We start from the raw sequence: 25,288 nt of genomic DNA, 5'->3' as shown, positions 1-25,288 counted from the left end.
GGTCGACCGTCGGGGGCCCGCGCCGCTGCCGATCGCGACGGGGCTGCCGCCACCGCGCCGTACCCGCGTCATGCCGCTCCCTCCCGCCGTGAGCGCCCATCCTATTGCCCGCGTCGGCATCCGCCGCGCGTCGGCCGCCCGGCACACCCTGGACCGGGCCCCGGTCCGCCCGTGGCGGGCGGACCGGGGCCCGGTCGGGTGGCCTACCGGGTCGCCGCCGAGACGGGGTCGCGTTCGGCGGGTGGCGGTGCGGTGCCGTTGCGGGCGGCGTCGCCGTGCCCGGGCCACCAGGCGCGGTGGCCCAGCAGCGCGGTGATCGCCGGTACGAGCAGCATCGCCATGACGAAGGCGGAGATCGAGATGCCGATCGCCACGGCGAAGCCCATTTCGGTCAGGAACGCCACCCCGGCCAGCATCATCGAGGCGAAGGTGCCGGCGAGGATCAGACCGGCCGCACCGACGGACGGGCCGCCGTGCTCGACCGCCAGGTCCGCGGCCGTGCGCGGGTCGTTGCCCAACCGTGCCTCTTCGCGGAGCCTGGCGATCATGAGGATGTTGTAGTCGGTCCCGATCGCCACCACGAACAGGTACAAAATCGTCGGCAGCATGAACGACAGGCCCGGCCGGTCCCCGACCCCCTGGAACGCGAAGACCGTGGCGCCCAGCGTGCTGAGAAAGCCGAGGAACACGGCCGCCATCAGGTAGATCGGGGCGACCAGGCTGCGCAGCAGCAGGGCCAGGATGATCGCGATGAGCACGCCGGCGACCGGGAAGATCACCTTCAGGTCCCGGGTGTTGGCGTCGCGGACGTCGGCGAACAGGGAACTGATCCCGCCGACGTAGGCGGTGGTGCCGTCCGGGGCCCGCGCGTGCACCACGTCACGCAGCTCGCCGCCGGCCAGGTCCAGCGACCGCGGCGCGTACGGGCTGCCGTCCATCAGCAGGTCGATCCGCGCGACGGCGCCGTCCTGGCTGAGCCCGGCCAGGCTGCCGTCCTGGCCCGCCGGCATGATGCCGCCGATGCCCGGCGCGTCCTTCAGCGACGCGGCGTACGCGTTGAGCGCGGCCGGGTCGAGCCGCTGGCCGTTGTCGGAGCGTACGTAGACGGTCGTCGGGTTGAGCGCGCCCGCCGGGAACCCGGACTTGAGATCCTCGAAGCCGCGCGCCGACTCGGTGTCGGACGGCAGCTGGCCGGTCTGGTCGTAGTCCCACTTCATCCCGAGCACGCCGGCCGCCAGCGCCAGCATCAGCCCGCCGGACACCAGCGCCACCACGGCCGGTCGCCGCCCGGTGAACCGGCCCAGTCGCTGGAACGCGGTGCCGCGCGGGGTGCGCTGCCACGACTTCGACGGCCAGAAGATCTTCGTGCCGAGCAGGGACACCACGGCCGGGACCAGGGTCAGCGCGGCGAGCGCCATGATCACGACGGCGATGGCCAGCGCCGGGCCGAGGCTGGTGAACGCGCCGAACACCGCCAGCAGCAGGGCGCTGAACGCGATGACGATCGCCGCCGCGGCGGAGGCGATCACCTCGCCCACCCGGGCCACCGCCGCCACCAGCGCCTGCTTGGCGTCCTCGCCGGCGCGCAGCCGTTCCCGGTACCGGAACAGCAGGAACAGGATGTAGTCGGTGCCCACGCCGTACAGGACGATGGTGAGGATGATCTCGAGGGACTGGTCGACCCGCAGGTCGGCCGCCCGGGCCACCCACGAGATCAGGCCGGGGGCGACCGCGCTGACGATGCCGACCGTCACGATCGGCAGCAGCGCCGCCAGCGGGCTGCGGTAGATGACCAGCAGCAGCACGATGATCAGGATGATGGTGGCCAGGCCCACCACGACCAGTGCGGTGTCGAAGGCATCGGCGTTGTCGGCGTACATGGCGACATCACCGGTGACCGCGTGGCCCAGACCGGTCCCGTTCAGCGTGGCTTTCGCCGCGTCGCGGATCTTGGGAATGGCGTTGAGCAGCTCCGGATCGTCGGGGGTGCCCTTCAGGCCGACGGTCACCAGGGCGACCTGCCGGTTCGGCGAGGGGGTGGGCGGCCCGGCGGCGCCGGTGACGTGCTCCGCGTCGACAGTGCCGACCGCCTGGGCCAACGTCCCCACCGTGGCGAGGTCGGCGTCGGTCAGCGGTTGCCCGTCGACGCGCTTGACGACGATCGTCGCGGTGGCGTCGTCGGAGGTGGGAAAGGACCGCTGCGCCACCTCCATGGCCTTGACCGACTCGTAGTCACGCGGCAGGAAGTCGGCCTGATCCTGGCTGGTCACGTCGCCGAGCCCGGGAGCGATCGCCACGATCGCCACGGTGGCCACCAACCAGCCGAGGATCACCTTCCAGGGGTTGTGGACGACGAAGCGTCCCAACCGGTCAAACATCGTCTCTCCCTAAGTTCGCGCGGACGCGCAGCTTGTCGTGCGGGTGGTACGGGCGGTCCGCCGGACGCGCCGCGGGCAGCTCGGTCACGGGGGCGGTCGCCGGATCGTGCGACATCACCGACTCCTTTCAGTTCGCGGACTCGCGGTTGAACAGTCGTTTCGACCAGAGGTATCCGCCCAGCCCGATGACGGCGCACCAGGCGAGCCCGATCCACGCGTTGTTCCCGAGCGGCTCGTCCATCAGCAGGCCGCGCAGCGTTTCGATGATCGGCGTGAACGGCTGGTACTCGGCGAACCAGCGCAGACCGGCCGGCATGGAGTCGGTGGGGACGAACCCGCTGCCGAGGAAGGGCAGCAGCACAAGCGGCATGGGCAGGTTGCTCGCGGTCTCGACGCTCCTGCTCACCTGGCCGAGCGCCACGCACAACCAGACGAGTGCGAAGGTCACCACCAGCAGGAAACCGGCCGTGGCCAGCCACCCGCCCAGCCCGGCGGTGGGCCGGAAGCCGACCAGCAGTGCCACGCCGATCACGATCGCCAGGCTGAACACCGCCTGGATCATGCTGCCCAGGACGTGGCCGGTCAGCACCGAGACCCGGGCGATGTGCATGGTGCGGAACCGGGTGACGATGCCTTCGGTCAGGTCCATGGCGATCGAGATCGCGGTCCCCTGGACCGTGGCCGTCACGGTCATCAGGATGATCGCGGGGGCCACGTAGTTGGCGTACGCGGCGCGCCCGCCGCCCGCGCCGGTGGGTGCCGCCCCGCCGAGCCCGGCGCCCAGCGTGCCGCCGAGCACGTAGACGAAGAGCAGCAGGAAGACGACGGGCATCGCGACGAGCGTCACGGTCATCGACGGGTACCGCAGCATGCGCTTGAGGTTGCGGCGCAGCATCGTCGCCGAGTCGCGGATCGGATGGAAACGGAGGCTCGCCGGGGCCGGGCCGGTGAGGGTGGGGGTGCTCATCGGGTGGTCACCTTCTCGGTGGTGGAGTTGCCGGTGAGGGCGAGGAAGACGTCGTCGAGATCGGGGGTGTGCACGGACAGCTCGTCGACCTCGATGGCCCGGTCGTCGAGCCGGCCGATCAGGGCCCTCAGCGAGCGCAGGCTGCCGTCGCTGGGCACCCGCAGGGCGAGCGCGTCGTTGTCGCGCGTGGCCTGACCCAGCACGCGCATGGCCGCGTCGAGGCCCTGCGGGTCGGCGAACCGCAGGCGGACGTGTCCGCCGGGGATGCGGCGCTTCAGCTCCTCCGCGGTTCCCTCGGCGACCACCCGGCCGCCGTCGAGGACCGCGATCCGGTCGGCCAGCTCGTCGGCCTCCTCCAGGTACTGCGTGGTCAGGAAGATCGTGACGCCGCCGGCCACCAGATCCCGGACGATCTGCCACATGTCCCGGCGACTGCGCGGGTCCAGTCCGGTGGTCGGCTCGTCGAGGAAGATCACTTGCGGGCGGCCGACCAGGGTCATCGCCAGGTCGAGCCGGCGCCGCATGCCCCCGGAGTAGGTCGACGCCGGCCTCCCGCCCGCCTCGGTCAGGTCGAACTGCTCCAGCAGCTGGGCGCCGCGCCGCCGGCCTTCGCCCCGGGCGAGGTGGTGCAGATCCGCCATCAGCAGCAGGTTCTCCTCGCCGGTGAGCAGGTTGTCCACCGCGGAGAACTGACCGGTGACACCGATCGCGGCGCGCACCGCGTCCGGCTCGCGGGCGAGGTCGTGCCCGGCGACCCGGGCGTCACCGGCGTCGGCACGGAGCAGAGTGGACAGAATCTTGACGGTGGTGGTCTTTCCGGCGCCGTTCGCGCCGAGCAGCGAGAAGACCGTTCCCCGTGGCACGTTCAGATCGAGACCGTCGAGCACGACCTGGTCGCCGAACGACTTCCGTAGCCCGGTCGCGGTGATCGCCGGTCGGGACTGCTGGGTGGTCATGGGTTCCCTTCCCGGGGGCCAGAAGTGGATCAGGAGCGGTGGATGGTGATGTCGCCGTACGAGGTGCGGCCACGTACCTCGACCGTCTCGTCGGCCTCGCCGGGCCGGGTGGCGTTCTCCAGCAGGTTGCGTACGTGCCCGAATGCGGTGTTCACCTCCAGCCAGGCGGCGGTGCCCTCGGCGATGCCGATGTCCAGGTCGCCCATGGCGGTCCCGAGGACGACCGAACCGCGGGCCACCTCGCCGAGGCGGATGGTGCCGTTGGAGGTCTTCGCGTCGACGCCGGCGCCGGCCCGCTGGACGGAGATGTCGCCGTTGGCCGCGCGTACCCGCACCTCGCCGGTGACCGCGTCGATCGTGGTGTCGCCGTTGGAGTTCTTGACCACGGCCGTGCCCTCGACCTCGCCGATCTGGACCTTGCCGGAGCCGGTGGAGATGTCGGCGTCGCCCGTGACGCCCTCGGCGGTGACGTGACCGGCCGACGTGTGCAGGCGCAGCGGGCCGGTTCGTTCGACCGAGACGTTCCCGGCGGAGGTCTTCAGCCGGCACTCCCCGAGCCGGCCGGCGCAGCGGAGGTCGCCCATCTGGAGGTCGGCGGAGACCCGCGAACCGCTGGGCAGGTCGATGGACACGTCGACCGACCTGGTCTTGCGGGAGAAGTCGAAAGCGCGCGCCCTCGGGCCGGTGACCCGGAGCACCCCGTTGGTGTAGTCGACCCGGACCTGCTGTGCGGCCTTCACGTCGGACTCGTCGGATTCGTCGCTCGGGCGTACCTCGACGATCGTGTCGGTCCGGTCGCTCGCGGCGATCCGCACGTAGCCGACGCCGAGTTCGAGCGTGACGGAAATCGATTCGGGCGTCTCGAAATTGGGCATGGTCGTCCCCTCGTCATGGGTGGGTGAGCCGTCCCCGCAGGTCGGGGACGTGGTGTGCGGAAAGCGGTGCGTGCGGTGCGGCTAGCGCACCCAGCCGGTGAAGCCCTGCCTGGCCCGTTTCCCGCTGTCGCGCGGCTCGGGACGCCTGTCGCGATCGGACCGCTGCAAGCCGGCGGCGGCCGCCCGGACCAGCCAGGCGTTGACCGAGCGCCCCTCGTTGGCCGCGGCCTCCTCGATCGCGGCCTTGAGCTGCTCGGGCATGCGTACGTTGATCCGCGCGGCGGGGCCGTCCTCGGCGATCAGCAGGTCGCTGTCCGGCGCGCCCTCGGCCGTCGCCGCGCCGTCCCGGGCCGCGGGTTGGAGCGGCTCGGCGGGCGGCAGGGTCACCACGAAGCTCGGCTCGCGTCCGCGCAGGCGCAGCTCGACCGAGCCCGGCGCGAGGTCCCGGGTGATCTCGTCGGCGGCGGCCGACAGCGCCTCCAGCAGCGTCATCCGGATCGCCGACTCGAGCGACCCGGTGAGGCGCTCGACCAGCGCACGCGCCTCCTCACCGCCGGCTTCGGCAAGCGTGCCGAACTCACGTCCGAGGTTGCTCACATACGAGGTCAAATCCATGGTGCCATAATGGCACACCGATGGCACACAAACAAGCCAGGTTGGCTCACGCGAGGATCGCGCGTGGCACCACCTGGCGTGGCCGGATGAAAGAGCGCAGGTCAAGCGTGGGCGGCGGCTGACCACTCCGACGGCGGGTGCCCGGGCACCCGCCGTCGCGGTGGTGGGCACGGGCCACACCGTGGCGCACGCAGCCGGGGCTGCGGCAGGCCAGCGCCGAACTCCCGGCCCCGGTCACGCCACCCGGCGACGCCGGGCCGGCCGGCGGGCCGAGCGGGGCGTCGCCAGCACCTCCACCTCGAACCCGGCCCGGGCGAACACCTCGATCGCCCGGGCCTCGGCGCCGCCCAGCCCGGCGGCCGGGGACGAATCGTCGAGCAGGGCGGTCACCAGGCAGTCGGAGCAGCCGCTCCCCCGGATCCCGCACCCCGCGCAGTCGATGAGCATCTCGCCTCCTGGTGCGCTGCGGCGACCGGGCGCGGCGTCACCGTCGCCACCCGAGCACCGTCGGTCACCACGACGCTAGGCCCGGGGTACGACAGAAATGGGACAACGAGGTCGCGGACGCCCCGAAAGCGATCAAGCGCCCCGATCAGGACCGGGCGAGCCGGCGCAGCAGCGAGTCGGCACCGAGCGGGTACGCGCCGTGCCGGCGTACCCCGTCGGCCACCTCCCGGTCGGAGGAGACCACCACCACCGGGCGGCCCGGCGGCTCGGCGCGGACCAGGCGGCGGATCAGCTCGTCGGCGGTCTCCCCCTTGCGGGAGAAGAGCACCCGCACGCCGCGCGGCGCCGGTGGCAGCCCGTGCATCCGTTCCGCCCCGTCGAAGACCACGGTGACCTCGTCGCCGGTCTGCGCGGCGATCCCGCCCAACCCGGTGATCAGCCGCTTGCGCTGCTGCTCCAGCGACATCTCGCCGAAGCCGCGTTTGGTCACGTTGTAGCCGTCCACCACCAGGTGCGCCCGGGGCAGGGCGAGCAGCTGGTCCAGCCGGGCCGGGTCGTCGGTGTCCCGGGCCCGGGCGGCGGTGCCGGCCGCCGGCCCGGCCGGCTGGTCGGCGGCGGCCTCGGCGACGAAGTCGGCGGGGAGCTTGTCGACGGGGTCGAGGGCCAGCTCCCGGCGCAGCCCGACGGCCGCCTGGCCGATCGTCTCCAGCAGCAGCCAGAGCCGGGCGTCGTCGACCGAGCGGGCCTCCTTGGCGCTGGCCCGGGCCACTCCCGCCGCGGCCTCCGCCTCGGCCAGCCGGGCCCGGGCCCGGCGCAGCTCGGCGTCGGCGTCGGCGGCCGCCCGGGCCGCCCGGCCACGCTCGGTGGCCAGCAGCTCGGTGGCCTTGCGCTCGCGGGCCTGGGTCTCCCGCAGCGACCGGTTCAGCTGCCGGTTCTCCTCGCGGAGCTGGCCGAGCTCCTCGCGGACCCGGGCCAGCTCGTCACGGAGCTTCTCCGCCTCGACCCGGGCCACCGCCCGGTCGTGCTCGGCCCGGGTGGCCCGCTGCTCGGCCTCGCGGACCAGCTCGGCGACGACCGCGCTGTCCGCCTCGGCGCGGACCGCCGCGCCGCTGGCCTCGATCAGCTCCCGCCAGCCGCGGGGCCGGGCCAGGTAGGCCAGCGCGGCCACCTCGACCGGGTCGGCGCCCGCCGGGGCGGTCCCCTCGACCACCGCCGCGCCCAGGTCGCCCGCGTCGGCGAGCACCCGGGCGGTGACCCGCTGCCGGAACAGCGGATCGGCGGCGAGCTGGGCGGCGATCGCCGGTGCGCCCAGCCGGGCGCGCCGGTTGGGCGCGAACTTGGCCACCCGGCGCAGCGGCACCGGGACCTCGTCGGCGGGCAGGCCGGGCAGCACGGCGGCGGTGAGCGCGACGATCCGCTGGCGGACCGGCTCGGGCAGGGACGGCTCCGGCTCGGGCGACGGCGCGCCGGGCTCCGCCCCGTCAGCCGACGGATCGCCCGGCTCCCCGGGGACATCCTCACCGCTGGCCCGCGCGGCGACGACCGCTTCCTCCTGGGGGAGGTTGTCGTCGTACGGCTCGGTGAGGGGCATGTGGCAAGTCTCCCACCGCGACCGGGCCCACCGCCCGGTGAGTGAGCCGATCTCTCATCCTAAACCCCCGGTGACCCGTGGGGCCGCCGGGACTGAAGTGTCGGACCGGGACGCTAGCGTGCCGCCGATGGCACAGCAGGAATACGTCCAGGAGGCGCTGGCCGGGCTCGACCCGGCCGCCGGCACGGTCGACCCGGCGTTGCCGCTCTACGCGACCACGTTCGTGGTGGTCGACCTGGAGACCACCGGCGGCTCGCCGGACGGCGGCGGCATCACCGAGATCGGCGCGGTGAAGGTGCGCGGCGGCGAGCCGCTGGGCGTGCTCGCCACCCTGGTCAACCCGGGTGAGCCGATCCCGCCGTTCATCACCGTGCTGACCGGCATCACCCAGGCGATGCTGCTGCCCGCGCCGCCGATCGAGCAGGTGCTGCCGAGCTTCCTGGAGTTCATCTCCGACGCCGTGCTGGTCGCCCACAACGCCCCCTACGACGTCGGCTTCCTCAAGGCCGCCTGCGCCAGGCACGGCTACCGCTGGCCCAACCCCCGGGTGCTGGACACCGCGGCCCTGGCCCGCCGGGTGCTGACCCGCGACGAGGTGCCCAACCGCAAGCTCGGCACCCTGGCGGCCTACTTCCGCACCGCCACCCAACCGACCCACCGGGCGCTCGACGACGCCAAGGCCACCGTCGACGTGCTGCACGGGCTGATCGCCCGGCTCGGCGGGCACCGGGTCGAGACCGTCGGCGACGCCATCGAGTTCGCCCGGGCGGTCACCCCGACCCAGCGCCGCAAGCGGCACCTGGCCGAGGGGCTGCCCAAGGCGCCCGGCGTCTACATCTTCCGGGCCGCCGACGACCGGCCGCTCTACGTCGGCACCTCCGGCGACATCGCCACCCGGGTGCGCAGCTACTTCACCGCCGCCGAGAAGCGGGCCCGGATCTCCGAGATGCTCGCCGCCGCCGAGCGGGTGGAGGCGGTGGAGTGCGCCCACTCGCTGGAGGCGGAGGTCCGCGAGCTGCGGCTGATCGGCGCGCACGCCCCGCCGTACAACCGCCGGTCGAAGTTCCCCGAGCGGGCGGTCTGGCTCAAGCTGACCGACGGGCCCTACCCCCGGCTGTCGGTGGTGCGCGGCATCTCCCCCACCGACGACGCCTACCTCGGCCCGTTCAGCTCCCGCCGGTCCGCCGAGCTGGCCGCCGCGGGCTTCCACGACGCCGTGCCGCTGCGCCAGTGCACCCACCGGCTGTCGCTGCGCACGGTCACACCGGCCTGCGCGCTGGCCGAGCTGGGCCGCTGCCCGGCGCCCTGCGAGCACCGGATCACCCCCGAGGAGTACGACGCCCGCGCGGCGGCGCCGTTCCGCACCGCGACCGCCAGCGACCCGCAGCCCGTGGTCGACGCGCTGCTGGCCCGCATCGAGGTGCTCGCCCGCGACCAGCGCTACGAGGAGGCCGCGGTGGTGCGCTCCCGCCTCGCCGCGGTCCTGCGGGCGACGGTACGGATGCAGCGGCTGGTCGCGCTGAGCCGGATCGCCGAGCTGGCCGCCGCCCGGCCGGCCGCGCGCGGCGGCTGGGAGCTGGCCCTGGTCCGGCACGGGCGGCTGGCCGGCGCCGGGGTGTCCCCGCCCGGTGTCCACCCCCGACCGACGCTGGCCGCGATCCGGGCCACCGCCGAGACGGTGCCGCCCGGCCACGGCCCGATCCCGAACGCCTCGGCCGAGGAGACCGAGCGGATCCTGTCCTGGTTGGAGCGACCGGAGACCCGGCTGGTCGAGATGTCCTCCGGGTGGGCGTCCCCGGTGGCCGGCGCGGCCCGTTTCCGCGACCTGCTGACCAAGGCCGAGAGCGCCGCATCCCACCAACTCTCGACCGAACGCTCATGAGCAAGTGACCGATCGGACTACGTCAACTCACTTAGGCTGTTAGAGAAGTGCAGTCCTGCCCGTTTCGTGGGCCTGCTCCCGGTTGCCGGAACCACGGCGGCCGTGGGGCCGGGGTGAGGAGGTGTCCCTCGTGGACGTCGACGCCGGACACGGCGCCGCCCTGGGGGGCGCGCTTCCGACCCAGCCGGGTGAGCTGCCCCTGGCCAGGCGACTGCGGTCGCTGCTGACCTGGCCCACCACCGAGTCCGATCCGGTCGGTCGGCTGGTCCGCGCCCACCGGAGCATCCACGCCGGCGCCGATCCGGCGGTGCTGCGCCGGGCCTACACCATCGCCGAGAACATGCACCGGGGGCAGTTCCGCAAGAGCGGCGAGCCCTACATCACCCACCCGCTCGCGGTCGCCCAGATCTGCGCCGACCTCGGCATGGACACCATCACGCTGGTCGCGGCCCTGCTGCACGACACGGTGGAGGACACCCGCTACACGCTCCAGGCGCTCGCCGAGGACTTCGGGCGGGAGGTGGCCCACCTCGTCGACGGGGTGACCAAGTTCGACAAGGCGTTCTACGGCAAGGCCGCCGAGGCCGAGACGATCCGCAAGATGATCGTCGCCGCCGGCAAGGACGTCCGCGTACTGATCATCAAGCTGGCCGACCGGCTGCACAACATGCGCACCCTCGGCGTACGCTCGGCGGCCTCCCGCGAGCGGATCGCCCGGGCCACCCAGGAGGTGCTCGTCCCGCTCTGCGACCGGCTGGGCATCCAGACGTTGAAACGCGAGCTGGACGACGTGGTGCTGCTGCACCTGAAGCCGGAGGAGCACGCCCGGATCTCCCGGCACGTGCAGGACCGCCCCGGCTGGGACACCTACCTCGAGCAGGTGGTCGCCCGGGCCCGGGTGGCGCTGCGCCGCAACCGGGTCGACGCGGAGGTGACGCCGCGCCCCCGGCACCTCTACTCGATCTGGAAGGACACCGTGGCCGGCGGCCACAGCACGCCGTACGACCTGCCCCGGATCGTGGTGGTGGTGGACGGTCCGGCCACCGACTGCTACGCGGCGCTGGGCGCCGTCCACGGCGTCTGGCGGCCCGTCCCGGGCCGGTTCAAGGACTTCATCGCCTCGCCGAAGAACAACCTCTACCGCTCGCTGCACACCAGCGTCTGCGGCCCCGAGGACCGCACGGTGGAGGTGCTGATCCGCACCGAGGAGATGCACCGCAAGGCCGAGTACGGCATCGCCGCCGGCTTCCGCTTCCCCCGGGCCGAGGGCGCGGCGGCGGCCCGGGCCGAGCAGCTCGACTGGCTGCGCCGGGTGCTCGACTGGGAGCAGGACGCCCCCGACCCCGCGCAGTTCCTCCAGTCGCTGCGCTGCGATCTGGCCGAGACGCAGATCCAGGTGGTCGCCGAGGGGCGGCAGATCGTGCTGCCGGCCGGCGCCACCCCGGTCGACCTCGCGTACGAGCTGGGCACCGAGCGGGGCGACCACTGCCTGGCGGCGCGGATCAACGGCCGGCTGGCCCCGCTCTCCTCCCAGTTGGCCGAGGGCGACGTGGTGGAGATCTTCACCGAACTCGACGCGGAGGGCGGTCTCGGCACCGACGCCGCGCCGCGCGGGCCGCGCCGGGAGTGGCTGGGCTTCGTGAAGTCGCCGCACGCCCAGATGCAGATCAGCCGGTGGTTCGCCGAGCACACCGAGCCGGGCATCACGATCAGCGACAAGGTCCGCCTCGGCCGGGCCACCATCGGCCTCGCGCTGCGCCAGCACAACCGGGGGCTGGCCAGCGACCTGCCGCTGCTGCGGCTCTCCGAGGAACTCGGCTACCCCGACCTGGAGACCATGCTGGTCGCGGTCTTCGACCGGGTGATCGAGCCGGACGCCGTGGTGCGCCAGCTCATCGACCTGGTGGACCACCGGCAGTGAGCGGGCGGGGCCCGGGGAGCACGAGTCATCCTCACGGCCACTAGCCTGGACTCATGATCCCCCGCTCGCGCGCCACCGGACGAGCCTTCGCCTACCAGGTCTTCTACCGGTTGCCGCTGCCGCTGCGGCGACGCCTGGTCCGGCTGGCCGTGCCGAAGTACATCGTCGGCGCGGTCACCCTGGTCCGCGACGCCGAGGCGGAGGGGGCGGGCCGGCTGCTGCTGTTGCGCCAGCCGCCCGGCAAGGGCTGGACGCTCCCGGCCGGGCTGCTCGAGCGCGGCGAGGCGCCGGTGGTCGGCGCGGCCCGGGAACTGTTCGAGGAGTCCGGCATCCGGCTCTCGCCCCGGCAGCTCCAACCGGCCGTGCCGAACGCCGTGGTGCACGCCAAGGGCTGGGTCGACGTGGTGTTCACCGCCGAGGTGCCGGCGTCGACCACGCAACTGACGGTGGACGGCGCGGAGGTCTTCGAGGCGGCCTGGCACCCGCTGGACGACCTGCCCCGGCTGACCTGGCCGACGGCGCGCCTGCTCGCCTACTACGACATCGGGCCGCTGGCCGGGCAGTTCCCGCCACCGGTGCCGGACACGATTCGGTGAGCGAGCGCGGCGAGCGAACCATCGGGCTCAGCCCGCTGGTGCCTCGCGGCGGCGCGCAGCGGAGCGGAGCGCCGGCGTGAGCGACCTGGCCGGGCCCGACGTCTGCGCGGTGGTGCTCGCCGCCGGCGAGGGCACCCGGCTGCGGCCGCTGACCGAACGGCTGCCCAAGGCGCTCTGCCCGGTGGGCAACGTGCCGCTGCTCGACCGGGCGCTGGCCCGGCTGGCCGGGCTCGGCCTGGCCGGGCCGGACCGGGTCGCGGTCAACGCCTGCTACCTGGGCGGGCAGGTGGTCGACCACGTGGGGAAGCGGGCCCACCTCTCGGTCGAGCCGGGCGACCCGCTGGGCACCGCCGGCGGCGTGGCCAACCTGCGGGACTGGATCGCCGGGCGCGCGGTGCTGGTCGGCAACGCCGACGCCTACCTGCACGACCCGGCCGCCGCGCCGGGGCCGGACATCGCCGCGCTGCTGCACGGCTGGGACGGCGAGAGCGTGCGCCTGCTCGGCCAGCCCGCCGCCGATCCGGCGGCGCCCGGGACCTTCGACGGCCACGCCTTCACCGGGTTCTCGCTGCTGCCCTGGCGGCTGGTGCGTGAGCTGCCGGTGGAGTTCAGCGACCTGGTCCGGGCGGTGTGGCGGCCGGCGGAGGCGGCCGGGGCGCTCAGCGTGGTGGCGTACGCCGGCACCTTCTACGACACCGGCACCCCGGCGGACTACCTGGCGGCCAACCTGCACGCCGCCGGCGACGGCAGCCTGGTCGACCCGACGGCCGCGGTGACCGGCTCGTGCCGCCGGTCGGTGGTCGGCGCCGGGGCGAGCGTGCGCGGCGACGTCGAGCGGGTCGTGGTCTGGCCGGGCGCCCGGGTGCGGCCCGGCGAGCGGCTGCGCGAGGCCATCCGGGCCGGCGCCGGCCTCACCGTGCCGGCCTGTCCCCCTCCGCCGCGCCACGATTCGTGATCGGCTGACGGTGAGCAGGCCGGATCGGCCCTGCGCCGCCTGCCGACCGTCATCCGATCAGCGGCCACCGCCTGCGGCGGCGGACGAACATCTAGCATGGGCGACGACGCCGACGAACGGAGAAATGTCCCGTGATCACCGCGATCGTGCTGATCGACTGCGCCACCGACTCGATCCCCGAGGTGGCCGAGGCCCTGGCCGACCTGCCCGGCGTCAGCGAGGTCTACTCGGTGGCGGGTCACGTCGACCTGATCGCCATGGTCCGGGTCCGCGAGTTCGACCAGATCGAGCAGGTCATCGCCGGCCGCATCTCCAAGGTGCCGGGCGTGCTGAACACCGAGTCGCACATCGCCTTCCGGGCGTACTCGCAGCACGACCTGGAGGAGGCGTTCGCGATCGGGCTGGCCAACGCCGACTGACCACGACGGCCGCGGGCCGCACCACCGGCCGGGCACCTACGCACGACGGCCGGCCCACCCCGAGGGTGGACCGGCCGCTGTCGTGAGCGGTCAGCTCTGTTCCGGACTCGGCGTCTCCGTGCCCGGCGACTCGGGCGTGCCGCCCGGAGCCGGGGTCTCGGTGCCACCCGGCGCCGGCGGGGCGCCCGGGCCCGGCGTACCGGTCACGGTCGCCTGCGGAACCGGGACACCAAGCTGCTGAGCCAGCTGCACCAGCGCGTCGTAGTGCGCCTGCAGCGTCGGCAGCGCGTTCTGCGCCAGCTGGACAACCGCCTGCTCGGAACCCTGCGAGATCTCCGTCTGGGTGGCCTGGATGGCCTGGACGTGGCCGGCCAGCTGCTTGGTCACCCAGAGCCGGTCGAACTCCTCGCCGCTGGCGTTGTTCAGCTGTTCGATGACGGCTTCCTGCTCCTCGCCGACGTTGTCCGGCAGTTCCACGTTCAGCTGGGACGCGGTCTGCTGCACGGTCTGGTCCAGCTGGGTGTGGTCCGTCTTGAACATCGCGCCCAGGTCCTTGACCGCCTGGTTCTGCGCCTTCTGCTGGGCCAGGTCACCCGCGGTGATCTCGAACAGGTTGACCCGGTGGATCGCCTGCAGATACTGACGGTCCTGCTCCGACGGCTGCGCCGCCGCCTGTGCCGCCGCAGCCGGTGCCAGCCCCACCAGCACCAGCACGGCCAGCAGGCCGAGGCGTTTGATACCCAACATGCTTCCCCCCCTTGAGACGTTGGACCGCACGGATACCCGACTGGCCGGGGTTATTCCTGCGATCCGCCCGCCGGGACCGGCGCCGTCGTACCCACCCAGGGAGTCACGGTCGGACCGCTCCCCGATCAGGCGGGGCGGAAACGGACGTGGCGCCCGCCGGAGGACTCCGGGGGCGCCACGTCGGGGTGTCTCAGGGGATCAGCGCCGGCTCTCGCCGCTGCTGATCTCCTCCCGCTCCGGTCGGGGCTCGACCGGCGGGTGACCCGGCGAGACCGGCGCCTCGGCCGGCTTCTCGATCGGGTAGAAGAAGCCCCGGATGGCCGGGCCGAGGGCGCCGAGCCGGTTCATCTTCTTCGGCACCACCCAGCCGGCGTACTCCAGCTCGCCGTGCCCGTCGTGGTCCGCCGCGGTGAGCGGCTGGTGCACCTCGACGAACCGGCCGTCCGGCAGGCGCCGGATGATGCCGGTCTCGACACCGTGGGCGAGCACCTCGCGGTCGTGCTGCTGCAGACCGAGGCAGAGCCGGTAGGTGACGTAGTAGGCCAGCGGCGGCGCCACCAGCAGGCCGATCCGGCCCGCCCAGGTCATCGCGTTCAGGCTGATCTGGAACTTGTCCGCGATCACGTCGTTGGCGCCGGAGAGCGTCAGGACCACGTAGAAGGCCACCGCCATGGCGCCCACCGCGGTCCGGGCCGGAACGTCCCGGGGCCGCTGGAGCAGGTTGTGGCTGCGGTAGTCCTTGAGGTGCCGCGCCTCCAGGAACGGGTAGAGCGTGGAGAGGCCCACCAGGATGCCCGGCAGCACGACCGTCGGCCAGAACAGCGGCGGGATCACGTACCCGTCACCGATCGGGATGGGGATCTCCCAGGCCGGCATCAACCGGGTCGAGCCGTCGAGGAACATCACGTACCAGTCGGGCTGGCTGGCGGCCGAGACCACCCACGCCTCGTACGGGCCGAACAGCCAGATCGGGTTGATCTGGAACAGGCCGCCCATCAGCGCGATCACGCCGAAGACGACCATGAAGAAGCCGCCCTGCTTGAGCGCGTAGCGCGGGAACATCCGCTCGCCGACCACGTTGCCGTTGGTCCGGCCGGGGCCGGGCCACTGGGTGTGCTTCTGCTTGAAGACCAGCCCGAGGTGGACGCTGATCAGCGCGACCAGCAGAGCCGGGATGAGCAGCACGTGGGCGATGAAGAACCGGCTGATGATGATCGTGCCGGGGAACTCCCCGCCGAAGATCGACGAGGTGACCCAGGAGCCGATCACCGGGATGGAGAGCATGATCGCCGAGGCGATCCGCAGGCCGGTGCCGGAGAGGCCGTCGTCCGGCAGCGAGTAGCCGGTGAAGCCGGCCAGGAAGCCGACCCAGAACAGCAGCGAACCGATGATCCAGTTCGTCTCCCGCGGCTTGCGGAACGCGCCGGTGAAGAAGACCCGGAGCATGTGCACCACGATCGCGGCCATGAACAGCAGCGCCGCCCAGTGGTGCATCTGCCGCATGATCAGGCCGCCCCGGACGTCGAACGAGATGTCCAGGCTGGAGGCGTACGCCGCGGACATGGGCGTACCCCGCAGCGGGGCGTAGCTGCCGTTGTAGACCACCTCGGTCATCGCCGGCTCGAAGAAGAAGGTCAGGAAGACCCCGGTGAGCAGCAGGACGATGAACGAGAAGAGCGCGATCTCGCCGAGCAGGAAGGACCAGTGGTCCGGGAAGACCTTGTTCAGCAGCCGGCGCAGCGGGGTGGCCGCCTGGAACCGGTCGTCCAGTGCCGTGGCGGTCTTGCCCGGCACCGCCGCCATGTCAAACTTTCGCCGTTTCACGGCCGCTCCCAGAAGTCGGGCCCGACGGTCTCGGTGTAGTCGGACTTCGCCACGAAGTAGCCCTCGGCGTCCACCTCGATCGGCAACTGCGGCAGCCGCCGGCTCGCCGGCCCGAAGACGGGCTCCGCGTTCCTGGTAATCAGGAACTGCGACTGGTGGCACGGGCAGAGCAGCCGGTTGGTCTGCTGCTCGAACAGGCTCGCGGGGCAGCCGGCGTGCGTGCAGATCTTGGAGAACGCCGCGTAGTTGCCCCACATGTAGTCGCCGTGGCCGATCCGCTCGTTGGCCCGGCGCGACTCCTGCGCGTCCGAGTCGCGCAGGTGGATCAGCAGGGTCGGCGAGTCGGCGTGCCGGTTGCTCACGCCGTGCTCGATGCCGGGGAACACGGTGAGCTGACCACCGGCGCTGATGTCCGCCGGGCGGACCGGCCGGCCGTCCTCGCGGACCAGCCGGATCTTCCCGCCCCCCTCGGCCGGGGCGAACCCGGTGGTGAACATCTGGTTGTTCTTGTGCGGGTCGGAGATCAGACCGCCGACCAGCGGCGCCGCGGCGACCGCGCCGACCGGCGCGAGGCCGGCCAGCAGCGAGATGCCGAGCAGCGGCCGGCGCTTCACGCCCAGCTCGTCGGCCATGTAGAGCATGGTCTGGCCGGTGATGGTGCGGTCGTCCGCGGAGACCGCGCCCTCGTGCCGGTCCTGGATCGAGACCTCCTTGGGCAGCAGCTTCTTGCCCCAGGTCAGAATGCCGAAGCCGATGCCGAGCAGGGCCACGCCCAGGGTGACGCCGAGCAGCGGGGTGTACCACTTGTCGCCGCCGCGGCCCGGCGCGTACTCCCACGGCCACCAGATGTAGATGACCAGGAACGCGGTCGCGGCCAGACCGGTCAGCAGGAACATCGCGGCGACCGTACGGGTCAGCCGGCGCTCGGCCTTGCTGCCCGGGACCACCTGCGGCTCGTAGTGGACGATCTCGATGTCGTCCCGGCGGGCGCCCTCCCGGACGATGTCGAACCGGGTGAGCCCCGGGTCCTGCACGTCCAGCGGCTGCCGGCTGCGCGGGATCCCCTCGTGCTGGGTCTGCGTGCTCATGCCGTCACCTCGCTACCTGCGGTGCCGAACCGCGGCACCACCGCACTGAATCGAATGGTCCACCCGGTCACGACTTGCCCGCAATCCACAGGCTGGTGAAGACCAGCGCGACGATGCCCACCAGGAAGATCGCCAGGCCCTCGGTGGAGGGGCCGTACCGGCCCAGGTTGAAACCACCCGGGTCCTGGTCGTGCTTGAGGGTCTCCTGGATGTAGGCGATGATGTCCGCCTTCTGCTCCGGAGTGATCTGGTTGTCCCCGAACACCGGCATGTTCTGCGGGCCGCTCAGCATGGCGGCGTAGATCTGCCGGTCGGTGGCCGGACGCAGGCTCGGCGCGAACTTGCCGGAGGAGAGGGCGCCGCCACCACCGCCGAAGGCGTGGCACTGCGAGCAGTTGATCCGGAACAGCTCGCCGCCGGCGGCGATGTTGGCGTCCTCGTGGAGGTTGGCACCCTCGGGCACGATCGGCCCGCCGCCGAGCTCCTGGATGTACTGGGCCAGCTGGCGGGTCTGCTCGTCGGTGAAGAGCTCCGGCTTGCGCTGCGCCTGGGCCTCCTGCCGGGCCATCGGCATGCGACCGGTGCCGACCTGGAACTCCACCGAGGCCGCGCCGACGCCGATCAGGCTCGGCCCGCGCCCCTCGACACCCTGCGCGTTGCGACCGTGACAGGTCACACAGCTCACGTCGAACAGCGCCTTGCCCTCCGCGGCGGCGCCGGTCAGCGGCGGATTGTCCTGCGCCTGCACGCCGGGGGCGAAGACGGTGTAGGCGCCGCCGGCCAGCATCAGCGCGGCGAACAGCCGGACCGCGGCACCCAGCCGGCGGCGGCCCCTGCTGCGCGCTACGGGCCGCCCGCGCAGCCGCGCGAGCAGACCGCGTCGGCGGTCGTTGTCAGAAATCATGACCTGTGTCCTTAACCGGTTGGACCTTGTCTCAGGGGACGAAGCAGCGGCGCGGTTCGTGACGCGCCAAGATCACTGAAGCCAGTAGATCATGGCGTAGAGCCCGATCCACACCACGTCGACGAAGTGCCAGTAGTACGACACGACGATCGCGGACGTGGCCTGCGCCGGGGTGAACCGGCCCATGGTGGTGCGGATCATGAAGATGATGAAGGCGACCAGACCGCCGGTCACGTGCAGACCGTGGAAGCCGGTGGTCAGGTAGAACATCGACCCGTAACCGTCTTCGTTGATCTTGATGCCCTCGTGCACCAGCTCGCGGTACTCGTTCACCTGACCGAGCACGAAGATCAGGCCCATCACGAAGGTGATCGTGAACCAGCGCCGCAGGGCGTGGACGTCACCCTTCTCCGCGGCGAACACGCCGAGCTGGCAGGTCACCGAGGACAACACCAGGATCACCGTGAAGGTGGTCGCGTAGGGGATGTTGAGGTGCTCGGTGTGCTCCGCCCACTGCTCCGGCGCCGCCGCGCGGATGGAGAAGTACATCGCGAACAGCGCCGCGAAGAACATGAGTTCGCTGGAGAGCCAGACGATCGTCCCGACGCTGACCATGTTGGGTCGGGTCAGGGAGTGGATCCGGCTCTTGTCAATGGCTGGGGCCGCAGTCACGCCGTCATTATTGCCCTTGACCGGGGCCGGCGATCAGCGGGGTGCCGAACCGGTGGCATCCGTGGCCCGATAGGGGTCGTCCGCTTCGCCTGACCTAGGCTGAAAAGCGTGCTGCACGTCGATTGGATCTTCGCCGCCACCTCGGTCGCCGCCGCGCCGGGGGGTGAGCCGACGCCGCCGCCGTTCACCGTCACCTCGGTGTTCACCGAGACCCGGCTGGACAGCTGGCTCGCCGTCGGCCTGGTGCTCGCCGCCGGCATCTACCTCTACGGCGTGCACCGGCTGCGGCTGCGCGGCGACCGCTGGCCGGTCTCCCGCACGGTCTTCTTCCTCGGCCCCGGCCTGGGCGGTATCGCGTTGGTCACGGTCAGCGGCCTGCACGCGTACGACACCGCGCTGCTGTCGGTGCACATGGTGCAGCACATGGTGCTGTCGATGATCGCGCCGATCTTCCTCGCGCTGGGCGCCCCGATGACGCTCGCCCTGCGCACCCTGCCGCAGCGGCCCCGCAAGCGGCTGCTCGCGATCGTGCACAGCCGGCTCGCGCGGATCTACAGCTTCCCGCTGGTGGCGTTCGCCATCTTCGTGGTGAACCCCTTCGCGCTCTACTTCAGCGACCTCTACCGGTTCACCCTCGAGCACGCCTGGGCGCACGAGCTGGTGCACGCCCACTTCATCCTGACCGGCTGCGTGTTCTTCTGGCCGCTGCTCGGCCTCGACCCGCTCCCCGGCCGCTGGCCGTACCCGGCCCGGGCCCTGCTGATGCTGCTCTCCGTGCCGTTCCACACCGTGCTCGGGCTCACCATCATGCAGAGCAGCACGCTCTTCGGCGGCGACTGGTACCCGTCGCTCGGGCTCAGCTGGGCCGACCCGTGGGACGACCAGGTCCTCGCCGGCGGCATCCTCTGGGCCGGCGGCGAGTTCGTCAGTGTGACCATGCTCGCCGTGCTGGTCGTGCAGTGGATGCGGCAGGCGGAGCGGGAATCCCGCCGGATCGACCGCGAGCTGGACCGCCAGGAGGCCCGCCAGCGCGCCGCGGAATCGGCCGCGTGAGCTGCGCCGACGGTACGCTGCGCGGGCACCGTCGGGCGGGACGTCGCGCACCTCACACCGACCGGTACGATCAGCGGGCAGCTACGAGGTGGGAGCCAGTCGAGCCATGAGCGATCGTCTTTGTACCGTCCTGCTCTACAGCGACGACCCGGAGGTCCGCGACCGGATGCGGCTCGCCGTGGGCACCCGGCCCGCGCCCGGCCTGCAGGTCGAGTTCGTCGAGGCGAGCAACTACGCCGAGTGCGTCCGGCTGGTCGACGACTACGAGATCGACCTGATGCTGCTCGACGGCGAGGCCAGCCCGGGCGGCGGCCTCGGCATCGCCCGGCAGATCAAGGACGACCGCGAGGACGCTCCGCCGACCTGCGTGGTGATCGCCCGCGCCGCCGACCGATGGCTCGCGGCCTACGCCGAGGTCGACGCCACCCTGGTGCACCCGCTCGACCCGGTGACCACCGGCACCACGGTGGCCGAGCTGCTGCGGACGCACGCCCCCGCCTGACGTCCCCCGCCCCGGCCCCGCCACGGCGTCGGGCCGACCGGCGCCGGTTCCGTCCACCCGCACCCGCTCGCTTGCTCGGGAGGCCCACCATGGGCGATCGGACCTGGCCGCACCTGCTCAACGCGCTGCTGCGCGGCGAGGAGCTGTCCACCGCCGACACGGCGTGGGCGATGGGCGAGATCATGTCCGGCGCCGCGTCCGCGGCGCAGATCGCGGGCTTCGCGGTCGGGCTGCGGGCGAAGGGCGAGACCTCGGCGGAGCTGGCCGGGCTGGTCGAGGCGATGCTCGGCCGGGCGGTCCAGGTCGAGCTCCCCGACGAGCTGCGGGCCGCCGCGCTGGACGTGGTCGGCACCGGCGGTGACCTCGCCCACACGGTCAACATCTCGACGATGACGGCCCTGGTGGTGGCCGGCGCGGGCGTCCGGGTGGTCAAGCACGGCAACCGGGCCGCCTCCTCGTCCTGCGGCACCGCCGACCTGCTGGAGTTCCTCGGCATCCCGCTCGACCTCGGCCCCGAGGGCGTGGCCCGGTGCGTCACCGAGGCCGGCATCGGCTTCTGCTTCGCCGCCCGGTTCCACCCCGGCATGCGGCACGCCGGCCCGGTCCGCCGCGAGTTGGGCGTACCCACCGCGTTCAACTTCCTCGGGCCGCTGACCAACCCGGCCCGGCCCCGGGCCGGCGCCGTGGGCTGCTTCGACGCGCGGATGGCCCCGGTGATGGCCGGCGTCTTCGCCGCCCGCGGCGACTCGGTGCTGGTGATGCGGGGCGAGGACGGCCTGGACGAGTTCACCACCGCCGCGCCGACCCGGGTCTGGGTCGCCCAGCAGGGCACCGTACGCGAGGCGCTGCTCGACGCGCTCGACCTCGGGGTGCCCCGGTCCACCCTCGCCGACCTGCGAGGCGGCGACGCCGCCTACAACGCCGAGGTGGCCCGTCGCCTGCTGGCCGGCGAGACCGGTCCGGTGCGCGACGCCGTGCTGGTCAACTCGGCGGCGGCGCTGGCCACCCAGGGGCCGCTCGACGGCGACCTGACCGAGGCGCTGCGGGCCGGGATGGAGCGGGCGGCCGAGTCCATCGACTCCGGCGCGGCCGCCGCCGTCCTCGACCGCTGGATCACCACCGCCCGATCCCTCTGACCACCCCTCCCCCGGCGGGCTGGGTGACCGGCGCCGGTCGCGGCATATCGCGGCGCCCCCGCCCCGGGGGCACCGTGACATGCCGCACCCCGCGAACGCCGGCCGACCCACCGATGGCGGCCCGACCCCGGTCGCGGGCGCCGCGGCGATCCCACGTCCGGCGTCCGGACGCGCCGCGCCTTGGACGGGCCGACTGTCCAGGTCAGAAGGCTCGGTCGGCGGGCGACGGGGGACATGTCGGACCCGCGTGCCAAACTACAGCCGAGTAGTTTTCCGTTCCCGGCGCGCACGCCGATGCCCGGCGGGAGCCCGGAGGGAGAGGAGGCGTCCGCAGTGCCGGATCGCGAGCTCTACTGCGACACCTGCGAGGGCGTTCAGCCGTTCGAGGCGCCGCCGTGCCCCGACGGCCACGGCGTCGACTGCCCCGAGCTGATCTGCACCGGTTGCGGCGCCGCCATGCTGATCGCCACCTTCACGTTCCACGCCGCCCGCCTGGCCGACCGTCGGCGGCCCCGGCCGGCCGATCGCCGCGCCGCCTGACCGCCACCCCACCCGCCGGCCGAGGCGGACAGACAGGACGGCACGAAGCCCGCCTCCCCGGAGGGTGGCGGGCTTCGTCAGGCTCGGCCGGCGGCGCCGGCTCAGTGCTCGGCGGTGCGCCGGGTGCCGGTGTAGTACTCGAAGATCAGGCCGCAGGCGGCGAAGATGACCGCCACCAGGCCGACGCCGACCAGCCAGAACTGCCAGAACACCAGGCCGAGGCCGGCGATCGAGGCGGACAGCGCGATGCCGAACGGCCAGTAGCTGCCCGGGCTGAAGAAGCCGACCTCGCCCGCCCCGTCGGCGATCTCGGCGTCCGGCCGGTCCTCCGGGCGCAGGTCGATGCGGCGGGACACGAACCAGAAGAAGCCGCCGCACATCGCGCAGAGCAGGAAGGACAGCAGCAACGCCACCGTGCCGACCCACTCGACCCGGCCGGCCTCACCGGCCGTCCAGGCGCCGTACAGCACGGTCGCGAAGAGCAGGAACCCGGCGATGATCAGGAAGATACGCCACTCGGTCTTCATGCCCGCTCCCTCAGCTTCCCGCGCCAACCGGAGCGTTCTCCGGGTTGAAGTTGGCTTCCGTGCGCCGCGTCTCGAACGGCCGGGTGGTCTGGGCGTACGGCTCCTCGCCGATGGCCATCAGCGCCTCCTGGGTGGACTTGCCGTCCTGCTTGGCCGCGAGGAACTGGTCGTACTTCTCCGGCGACACGACCCGCAGCTCGAAGTTCATGAAGGCGTGGTAGCTGCCGCAGAGCTCGGCGCAGCGACCCACGTAGGCGCCCTCGTTCGTCAGGCTGGAGACCTCGAACACGTTGCGGATCTTGCCGGGCATGACGTCCCGCTTGAACAGCATCTCCGGCACCCAGAACGAGTGGATGACGTCGCGGCTGGTCTCCTCGAACCGGATGGACCGGTTGCTGGGCAGCACCAGGATCGGGATGACCTCGCTGGTGCCGAGCGTCGAGGCGACCGTTTCGGCCTCCGGGCCCTGGCCGTCGCGGTAGTTGAACTGCCAGTTCCACTTGAAGGCGACCACCTCGACCACCACGTCCGGGTTCTTGGTCGTCTTCACCACGTCGGTCTGGACGATCGCCGTGTAGTAGAAGAGCACGGAGACGATCAGGATCGGCGCGATGGTGTAGAGGAACTCCATCGGCATGTTGTAGCGGGTCTGCACCGGCAGCTCGTTGCCCCGCTTGCGGTAGCGCACGACGCACCAGAAGATCAGGCCCCACACGAAGACGCCGACCGCCAGCGCCGCGATGCACGAGGCGATCCACAGGTCGTACATCCGGCGCGCCTCGGGCGTGATGCCGCCCTGCGGCCAGCCGAAGCCGTCGAACGCCGCGCCGACGTCACAGCCCGTGAGCAGGACCAGCAGCGCCGCTCCGCCGAGACCGAGCCCGGCGAGCCGACCAGCACCACGCCGCCGGCGCCCACCGGCTCCTGGGGAAGCGCTGTGCCGTACGGCGGCGGGCCGTACCTCCGAACTCCTTGCGACCACCTGGTCCTGCCTCCCTAGCGCGCCGCGGTGTCTGTTCTCTTCCGCCGCCTCGCCGGGCGGAGCGACAGCACCGGCGGCAAAGGCGTCACCGACGGTCGCAGATTACTCGACCATGACGGGCTGGACCGTGTTGGGGTCACTGTCCGCCCCCATCGGGGAGATCTTGCGCATCGCGGCGCGATAGCGTGGACAGCCGTGAGCGCATCCCCGGTCTACCTGGACGCGGCGACCGCCGCGCCGCTGCACCCGGTCGCCCGGCAGGCGCTGCTGGCCGCGCTCGACGACGGCTGGGCCGACCCGGGCCGGCTCTACGCGCAGGCCCGCCGGGCCCGCCAGCTCCTCGACGCGGCGCGGGCCGCGACCGCCGAGACCCTGGGCGTACGCCCCGACGAGCTCTCCTTCACCGCCAGCGGTACGACCGCGGCGCACGCGGCCGTGCTCGGCGGCCTGGCCGGGCGGCGCCGGGTCGGCCCGATCCTGGTGCACTCCGAGATCGAGCACTCGGCCGTGCTGCACGCGGCCGAGCGGCACACCGCCGGCGGCGGCACCGCGCTCGGGGTGCCGGTGGACCGGCTCGGCCGGCTCGACCTCACCGCCTGGGAGGCGGCGGTCCGGGCGCCCGGGGTGGCGCTGGCCGCGCTGATCGCCGCCAGCCACGAGGTGGGCACCTGCCAGCCGGTCGCCGAGGCGGCCGCCGCCTGCGCGGCCGCCGGGGTGCCGCTCTACGTCGACGCGGCGCAGGCGGTGGGCCGGGTGCCGGTGCCGGCCGGCTGGTCGGTGCTCACCGCGAGCGCGCACAAGTGGGGCGGCCCGCCCGGGGTGGGGCTGCTCGTGGTGCGCAAGGGCACCCGCTGGGAGTCCCCCTGGCCGGCGGACGAGCGGGAGTCCGGCCGTACCCCCGGCACGCTGAACCTGCCGGCGGTGGTGGCCGCCGCGGCGAGCCTGCGGGCGGCGGCGGCCGACGCGGCGGCCGAGGCGGCCCGGCTGGCGCCGCTGGTGGACCGGATCCGGGCCCGGGTGGCCGCGGAGGTGCCGGACGTGGAGGTGGTGGGTGATCCCGACCACCGGCTCCCGCACCTGGTCACCTTCTCCTGCCTGTACGTGGACGGCGAGGCGCTGCTGCACGCGCTGGACCGGCGGGGTTTCGCCGTCTCGTCCGGCTCGTCGTGCACCTCGTCGACGCTGCGCCCCTCGCACGTGCTGGAGGCGATGGGCGTGCTCTCGCACGGCAACGTGCGGGTCTCGCTGCACCGGGAGACGACCGAGGCGGACGTGGAGCGGTTCCTCACCGAGCTGCCGGGGATCGTCGCCGGCCTGCGGGCCGAGGCGGGGGTGGTGGGGCTGTGACGGCGCCGCGGGAGGTCCTGGACTGTCGCGGGCAGCGCTGCCCGCTGCCGGTGATCGCGGTCGCCCGCCGGCTGCCCGAACTGCCGGTCGGCACCGTGGTGCGGGTGCTCGCCGACGACCCGGCCGCGGCGGTGGACATTCCGGCCTGGTGCCGGATGCGCGGCCAGGAGTTCCTCGGCAAGGTCACCGGCCCCGACGGCCCCGGCTACGACGTCCGCCGCCAGCACTGACCGGCCCGTCCGGGCCGGGTCGTCGCCCTCGCCAGTCGCCTCCCGTCGCGCTCGGTGCGCCTTCGCGCCGCCGGCGCCGACTGATCGTCCGCCGCCCCGGCGGGGAACCCGTGCGCGGGGTCACCGGGCCTCGG

The 25,288-nt window shown here is 73.0% G+C and carries 25 protein-coding genes; 11 read left to right on the top strand and 14 right to left on the bottom strand.

What is annotated here, in order from left to right:
* Positions 1–203: 203 nt before the first annotated feature.
* The 7 genes from AC1WTP_RS28155 to AC1WTP_RS28125 form a co-directional block, all read right to left on the bottom strand.
* Positions 204–2,378 carry an MMPL family transporter gene (locus AC1WTP_RS28155; RefSeq protein WP_481652262.1) on the bottom strand — a complete coding sequence of 725 codons (2,175 nt, stop codon included), beginning with the start codon at positions 2,376–2,378 and terminating at the stop codon, positions 204–206.
* A 127-nt stretch (positions 2,379–2,505) separates the two neighbouring features.
* A complete protein-coding gene (locus tag AC1WTP_RS28150) occupies positions 2,506–3,345 on the bottom strand; it encodes an ABC transporter permease (protein WP_481652261.1) in 840 nt (279 codons plus the stop codon).
* Complete coding sequence (locus AC1WTP_RS28145; protein WP_481652260.1) at positions 3,342–4,301, bottom strand: ATP-binding cassette domain-containing protein; 960 nt, start codon at positions 4,299–4,301, stop codon at positions 3,342–3,344. Before AC1WTP_RS28145 ends, AC1WTP_RS28150 begins: the two co-directional genes overlap by 4 nt.
* Before the next feature lie 29 nt (positions 4,302–4,330).
* Positions 4,331–5,176: a DUF4097 family beta strand repeat-containing protein gene (locus AC1WTP_RS28140; RefSeq protein ID WP_481652259.1), complete on the bottom strand. Its 846-nt coding sequence runs from the start codon at positions 5,174–5,176 to the stop codon at positions 4,331–4,333.
* Positions 5,177–5,257: 81 nt separating this feature from the next.
* The gene (locus tag AC1WTP_RS28135) at positions 5,258–5,791 is read right to left on the bottom strand and encodes a toxin-antitoxin system HicB family antitoxin (RefSeq protein WP_481652258.1); all 534 of its coding nucleotides are present in this window, start codon (positions 5,789–5,791) and stop codon (positions 5,258–5,260) included.
* Between the two features lie 234 nt (positions 5,792–6,025).
* Positions 6,026–6,238 carry a hypothetical protein gene (locus tag AC1WTP_RS28130; protein ID WP_481652257.1) on the bottom strand — a complete coding sequence of 71 codons (213 nt, stop codon included), beginning with the start codon at positions 6,236–6,238 and terminating at the stop codon, positions 6,026–6,028.
* Positions 6,239–6,383: 145 nt separating this feature from the next.
* Positions 6,384–7,829, bottom strand: a complete 1,446-nt coding sequence (locus tag AC1WTP_RS28125; protein WP_481652256.1) for an NYN domain-containing protein — start codon at positions 7,827–7,829, stop codon at positions 6,384–6,386.
* Positions 7,830–7,956: 127 nt separating this feature from the next.
* On the opposite strand from AC1WTP_RS28125, the gene AC1WTP_RS28120 reads away from it, so the two are divergent.
* From AC1WTP_RS28120 to AC1WTP_RS28100, 5 genes are all read left to right on the top strand, one after another.
* Entirely contained in the window at positions 7,957–9,711 is a 1,755-nt protein-coding gene (locus tag AC1WTP_RS28120) for a DEDD exonuclease domain-containing protein (protein WP_481652255.1), read from the top strand.
* 130 nt (positions 9,712–9,841) lie between these two features.
* On the top strand, positions 9,842–11,632 hold the full coding sequence (locus AC1WTP_RS28115; protein WP_481652278.1) for a RelA/SpoT family protein: 1,791 nt from the start codon (positions 9,842–9,844) through the stop codon (positions 11,630–11,632).
* A gap of 53 nt (positions 11,633–11,685) precedes the next feature.
* The gene (locus AC1WTP_RS28110) at positions 11,686–12,228 is read left to right on the top strand and encodes an NUDIX hydrolase (protein WP_481652254.1); all 543 of its coding nucleotides are present in this window, start codon (positions 11,686–11,688) and stop codon (positions 12,226–12,228) included.
* 85 nt (positions 12,229–12,313) lie between these two features.
* Complete coding sequence (locus AC1WTP_RS28105; RefSeq protein ID WP_481652277.1) at positions 12,314–13,183, top strand: nucleotidyltransferase family protein; 870 nt, start codon at positions 12,314–12,316, stop codon at positions 13,181–13,183.
* Positions 13,184–13,314: 131 nt separating this feature from the next.
* Positions 13,315–13,602 (top strand): Lrp/AsnC family transcriptional regulator, encoded by a 288-nt coding sequence (locus AC1WTP_RS28100; RefSeq protein WP_088992685.1) that lies wholly within the window; start codon positions 13,315–13,317, stop codon positions 13,600–13,602.
* 90 nt (positions 13,603–13,692) lie between these two features.
* Here the strand turns inward: AC1WTP_RS28100 and AC1WTP_RS28095 are convergent, their stop codons facing one another.
* The 5 genes from AC1WTP_RS28095 to ctaE form a co-directional block, all read right to left on the bottom strand.
* Positions 13,693–14,349 (bottom strand): DUF4142 domain-containing protein, encoded by a 657-nt coding sequence (locus AC1WTP_RS28095; RefSeq protein ID WP_481652253.1) that lies wholly within the window; start codon positions 14,347–14,349, stop codon positions 13,693–13,695.
* A gap of 198 nt (positions 14,350–14,547) precedes the next feature.
* Complete coding sequence (qcrB, locus tag AC1WTP_RS28090) at positions 14,548–16,173, bottom strand: cytochrome bc1 complex cytochrome b subunit (protein ID WP_481652252.1); 1,626 nt, start codon at positions 16,171–16,173, stop codon at positions 14,548–14,550.
* Positions 16,170–17,261 (bottom strand): cytochrome bc1 complex Rieske iron-sulfur subunit, encoded by a 1,092-nt coding sequence (gene qcrA / locus AC1WTP_RS28085; protein WP_481652251.1) that lies wholly within the window; start codon positions 17,259–17,261, stop codon positions 16,170–16,172. The genes qcrB and qcrA overlap by 4 nt, the downstream gene beginning before the upstream one ends.
* Before the next feature lie 67 nt (positions 17,262–17,328).
* Positions 17,329–18,165: a cytochrome bc1 complex diheme cytochrome c subunit gene (qcrC, locus tag AC1WTP_RS28080; protein ID WP_481652250.1), complete on the bottom strand. Its 837-nt coding sequence runs from the start codon at positions 18,163–18,165 to the stop codon at positions 17,329–17,331.
* A gap of 72 nt (positions 18,166–18,237) precedes the next feature.
* Positions 18,238–18,837, bottom strand: a complete 600-nt coding sequence (gene ctaE, locus AC1WTP_RS28075) for an aa3-type cytochrome oxidase subunit III (RefSeq protein ID WP_481652249.1) — start codon at positions 18,835–18,837, stop codon at positions 18,238–18,240.
* A 108-nt stretch (positions 18,838–18,945) separates the two neighbouring features.
* On the opposite strand from ctaE, the gene AC1WTP_RS28070 reads away from it, so the two are divergent.
* The 4 genes from AC1WTP_RS28070 to AC1WTP_RS28055 all read left to right on the top strand — a co-directional run bounded on the left by AC1WTP_RS28070 (position 18,946) and on the right by AC1WTP_RS28055 (position 22,068).
* Positions 18,946–19,890: a cytochrome c oxidase assembly protein gene (locus AC1WTP_RS28070; protein ID WP_481652248.1), complete on the top strand. Its 945-nt coding sequence runs from the start codon at positions 18,946–18,948 to the stop codon at positions 19,888–19,890.
* Between the two features lie 106 nt (positions 19,891–19,996).
* The gene (locus AC1WTP_RS28065) at positions 19,997–20,392 is read left to right on the top strand and encodes a response regulator (RefSeq protein WP_447139256.1); all 396 of its coding nucleotides are present in this window, start codon (positions 19,997–19,999) and stop codon (positions 20,390–20,392) included.
* 89 nt (positions 20,393–20,481) lie between these two features.
* Positions 20,482–21,528, top strand: a complete 1,047-nt coding sequence (trpD, locus tag AC1WTP_RS28060; protein ID WP_481652247.1) for an anthranilate phosphoribosyltransferase — start codon at positions 20,482–20,484, stop codon at positions 21,526–21,528.
* A gap of 333 nt (positions 21,529–21,861) precedes the next feature.
* Positions 21,862–22,068 (top strand): hypothetical protein, encoded by a 207-nt coding sequence (locus AC1WTP_RS28055; protein ID WP_481652246.1) that lies wholly within the window; start codon positions 21,862–21,864, stop codon positions 22,066–22,068.
* Between the two features lie 101 nt (positions 22,069–22,169).
* Here AC1WTP_RS28055 and AC1WTP_RS28050 read toward each other — a convergent pair whose 3' ends face one another.
* Together AC1WTP_RS28050 and ctaC are read right to left on the bottom strand one after the other, a co-directional pair.
* Positions 22,170–22,595, bottom strand: a complete 426-nt coding sequence (locus tag AC1WTP_RS28050) for a cytochrome c oxidase subunit 4 (protein ID WP_481652245.1) — start codon at positions 22,593–22,595, stop codon at positions 22,170–22,172.
* 10 nt (positions 22,596–22,605) lie between these two features.
* Positions 22,606–23,577 (bottom strand): aa3-type cytochrome oxidase subunit II, encoded by a 972-nt coding sequence (ctaC, locus tag AC1WTP_RS28045; protein WP_481652244.1) that lies wholly within the window; start codon positions 23,575–23,577, stop codon positions 22,606–22,608.
* A gap of 195 nt (positions 23,578–23,772) precedes the next feature.
* On the opposite strand from ctaC, the gene AC1WTP_RS28040 reads away from it, so the two are divergent.
* Both AC1WTP_RS28040 and AC1WTP_RS28035 read left to right on the top strand, forming a co-directional pair.
* Positions 23,773–24,924: a cysteine desulfurase family protein gene (locus AC1WTP_RS28040; protein ID WP_481652243.1), complete on the top strand. Its 1,152-nt coding sequence runs from the start codon at positions 23,773–23,775 to the stop codon at positions 24,922–24,924.
* On the top strand, positions 24,921–25,154 hold the full coding sequence (locus AC1WTP_RS28035) for a sulfurtransferase TusA family protein (RefSeq protein ID WP_447139250.1): 234 nt from the start codon (positions 24,921–24,923) through the stop codon (positions 25,152–25,154). Before AC1WTP_RS28040 ends, AC1WTP_RS28035 begins: the two co-directional genes overlap by 4 nt.
* Positions 25,155–25,288 lie beyond the last annotated feature (134 nt).

Source organism: Micromonospora sp. R311, from assembly GCF_056780015.1.
This window is presented reverse-complemented; position numbering and strand designations above follow the sequence as displayed.

Coding starts and splice junctions, on each gene's coding strand:
- AC1WTP_RS28095 (WP_481652253.1), bottom strand. CDS start 14,349: ATGTTGGGTATCAAACGCCTCGGCCTGCTGGCCGTGCTGGTGCTGGTG.
- AC1WTP_RS28155 (WP_481652262.1), bottom strand. CDS start 2,378: ATGTTTGACCGGTTGGGACGCTTCGTCGTCCACAACCCCTGGAAGGTG.
- AC1WTP_RS28065 (WP_447139256.1), top strand. CDS start 19,997: ATGAGCGATCGTCTTTGTACCGTCCTGCTCTACAGCGACGACCCGGAG.
- AC1WTP_RS28125 (WP_481652256.1), bottom strand. CDS start 7,829: ATGCCCCTCACCGAGCCGTACGACGACAACCTCCCCCAGGAGGAAGCG.
- AC1WTP_RS28130 (WP_481652257.1), bottom strand. CDS start 6,238: ATGCTCATCGACTGCGCGGGGTGCGGGATCCGGGGGAGCGGCTGCTCC.
- trpD (WP_481652247.1), top strand. CDS start 20,482: ATGGGCGATCGGACCTGGCCGCACCTGCTCAACGCGCTGCTGCGCGGC.
- AC1WTP_RS28140 (WP_481652259.1), bottom strand. CDS start 5,176: ATGCCCAATTTCGAGACGCCCGAATCGATTTCCGTCACGCTCGAACTC.
- AC1WTP_RS28120 (WP_481652255.1), top strand. CDS start 7,957: ATGGCACAGCAGGAATACGTCCAGGAGGCGCTGGCCGGGCTCGACCCG.
- AC1WTP_RS28150 (WP_481652261.1), bottom strand. CDS start 3,345: ATGAGCACCCCCACCCTCACCGGCCCGGCCCCGGCGAGCCTCCGTTTC.
- AC1WTP_RS28050 (WP_481652245.1), bottom strand. CDS start 22,595: ATGAAGACCGAGTGGCGTATCTTCCTGATCATCGCCGGGTTCCTGCTC.
- AC1WTP_RS28145 (WP_481652260.1), bottom strand. CDS start 4,301: ATGACCACCCAGCAGTCCCGACCGGCGATCACCGCGACCGGGCTACGG.
- AC1WTP_RS28110 (WP_481652254.1), top strand. CDS start 11,686: ATGATCCCCCGCTCGCGCGCCACCGGACGAGCCTTCGCCTACCAGGTC.
- qcrA (WP_481652251.1), bottom strand. CDS start 17,261: ATGAGCACGCAGACCCAGCACGAGGGGATCCCGCGCAGCCGGCAGCCG.
- qcrC (WP_481652250.1), bottom strand. CDS start 18,165: ATGATTTCTGACAACGACCGCCGACGCGGTCTGCTCGCGCGGCTGCGC.
- AC1WTP_RS28135 (WP_481652258.1), bottom strand. CDS start 5,791: ATGGATTTGACCTCGTATGTGAGCAACCTCGGACGTGAGTTCGGCACG.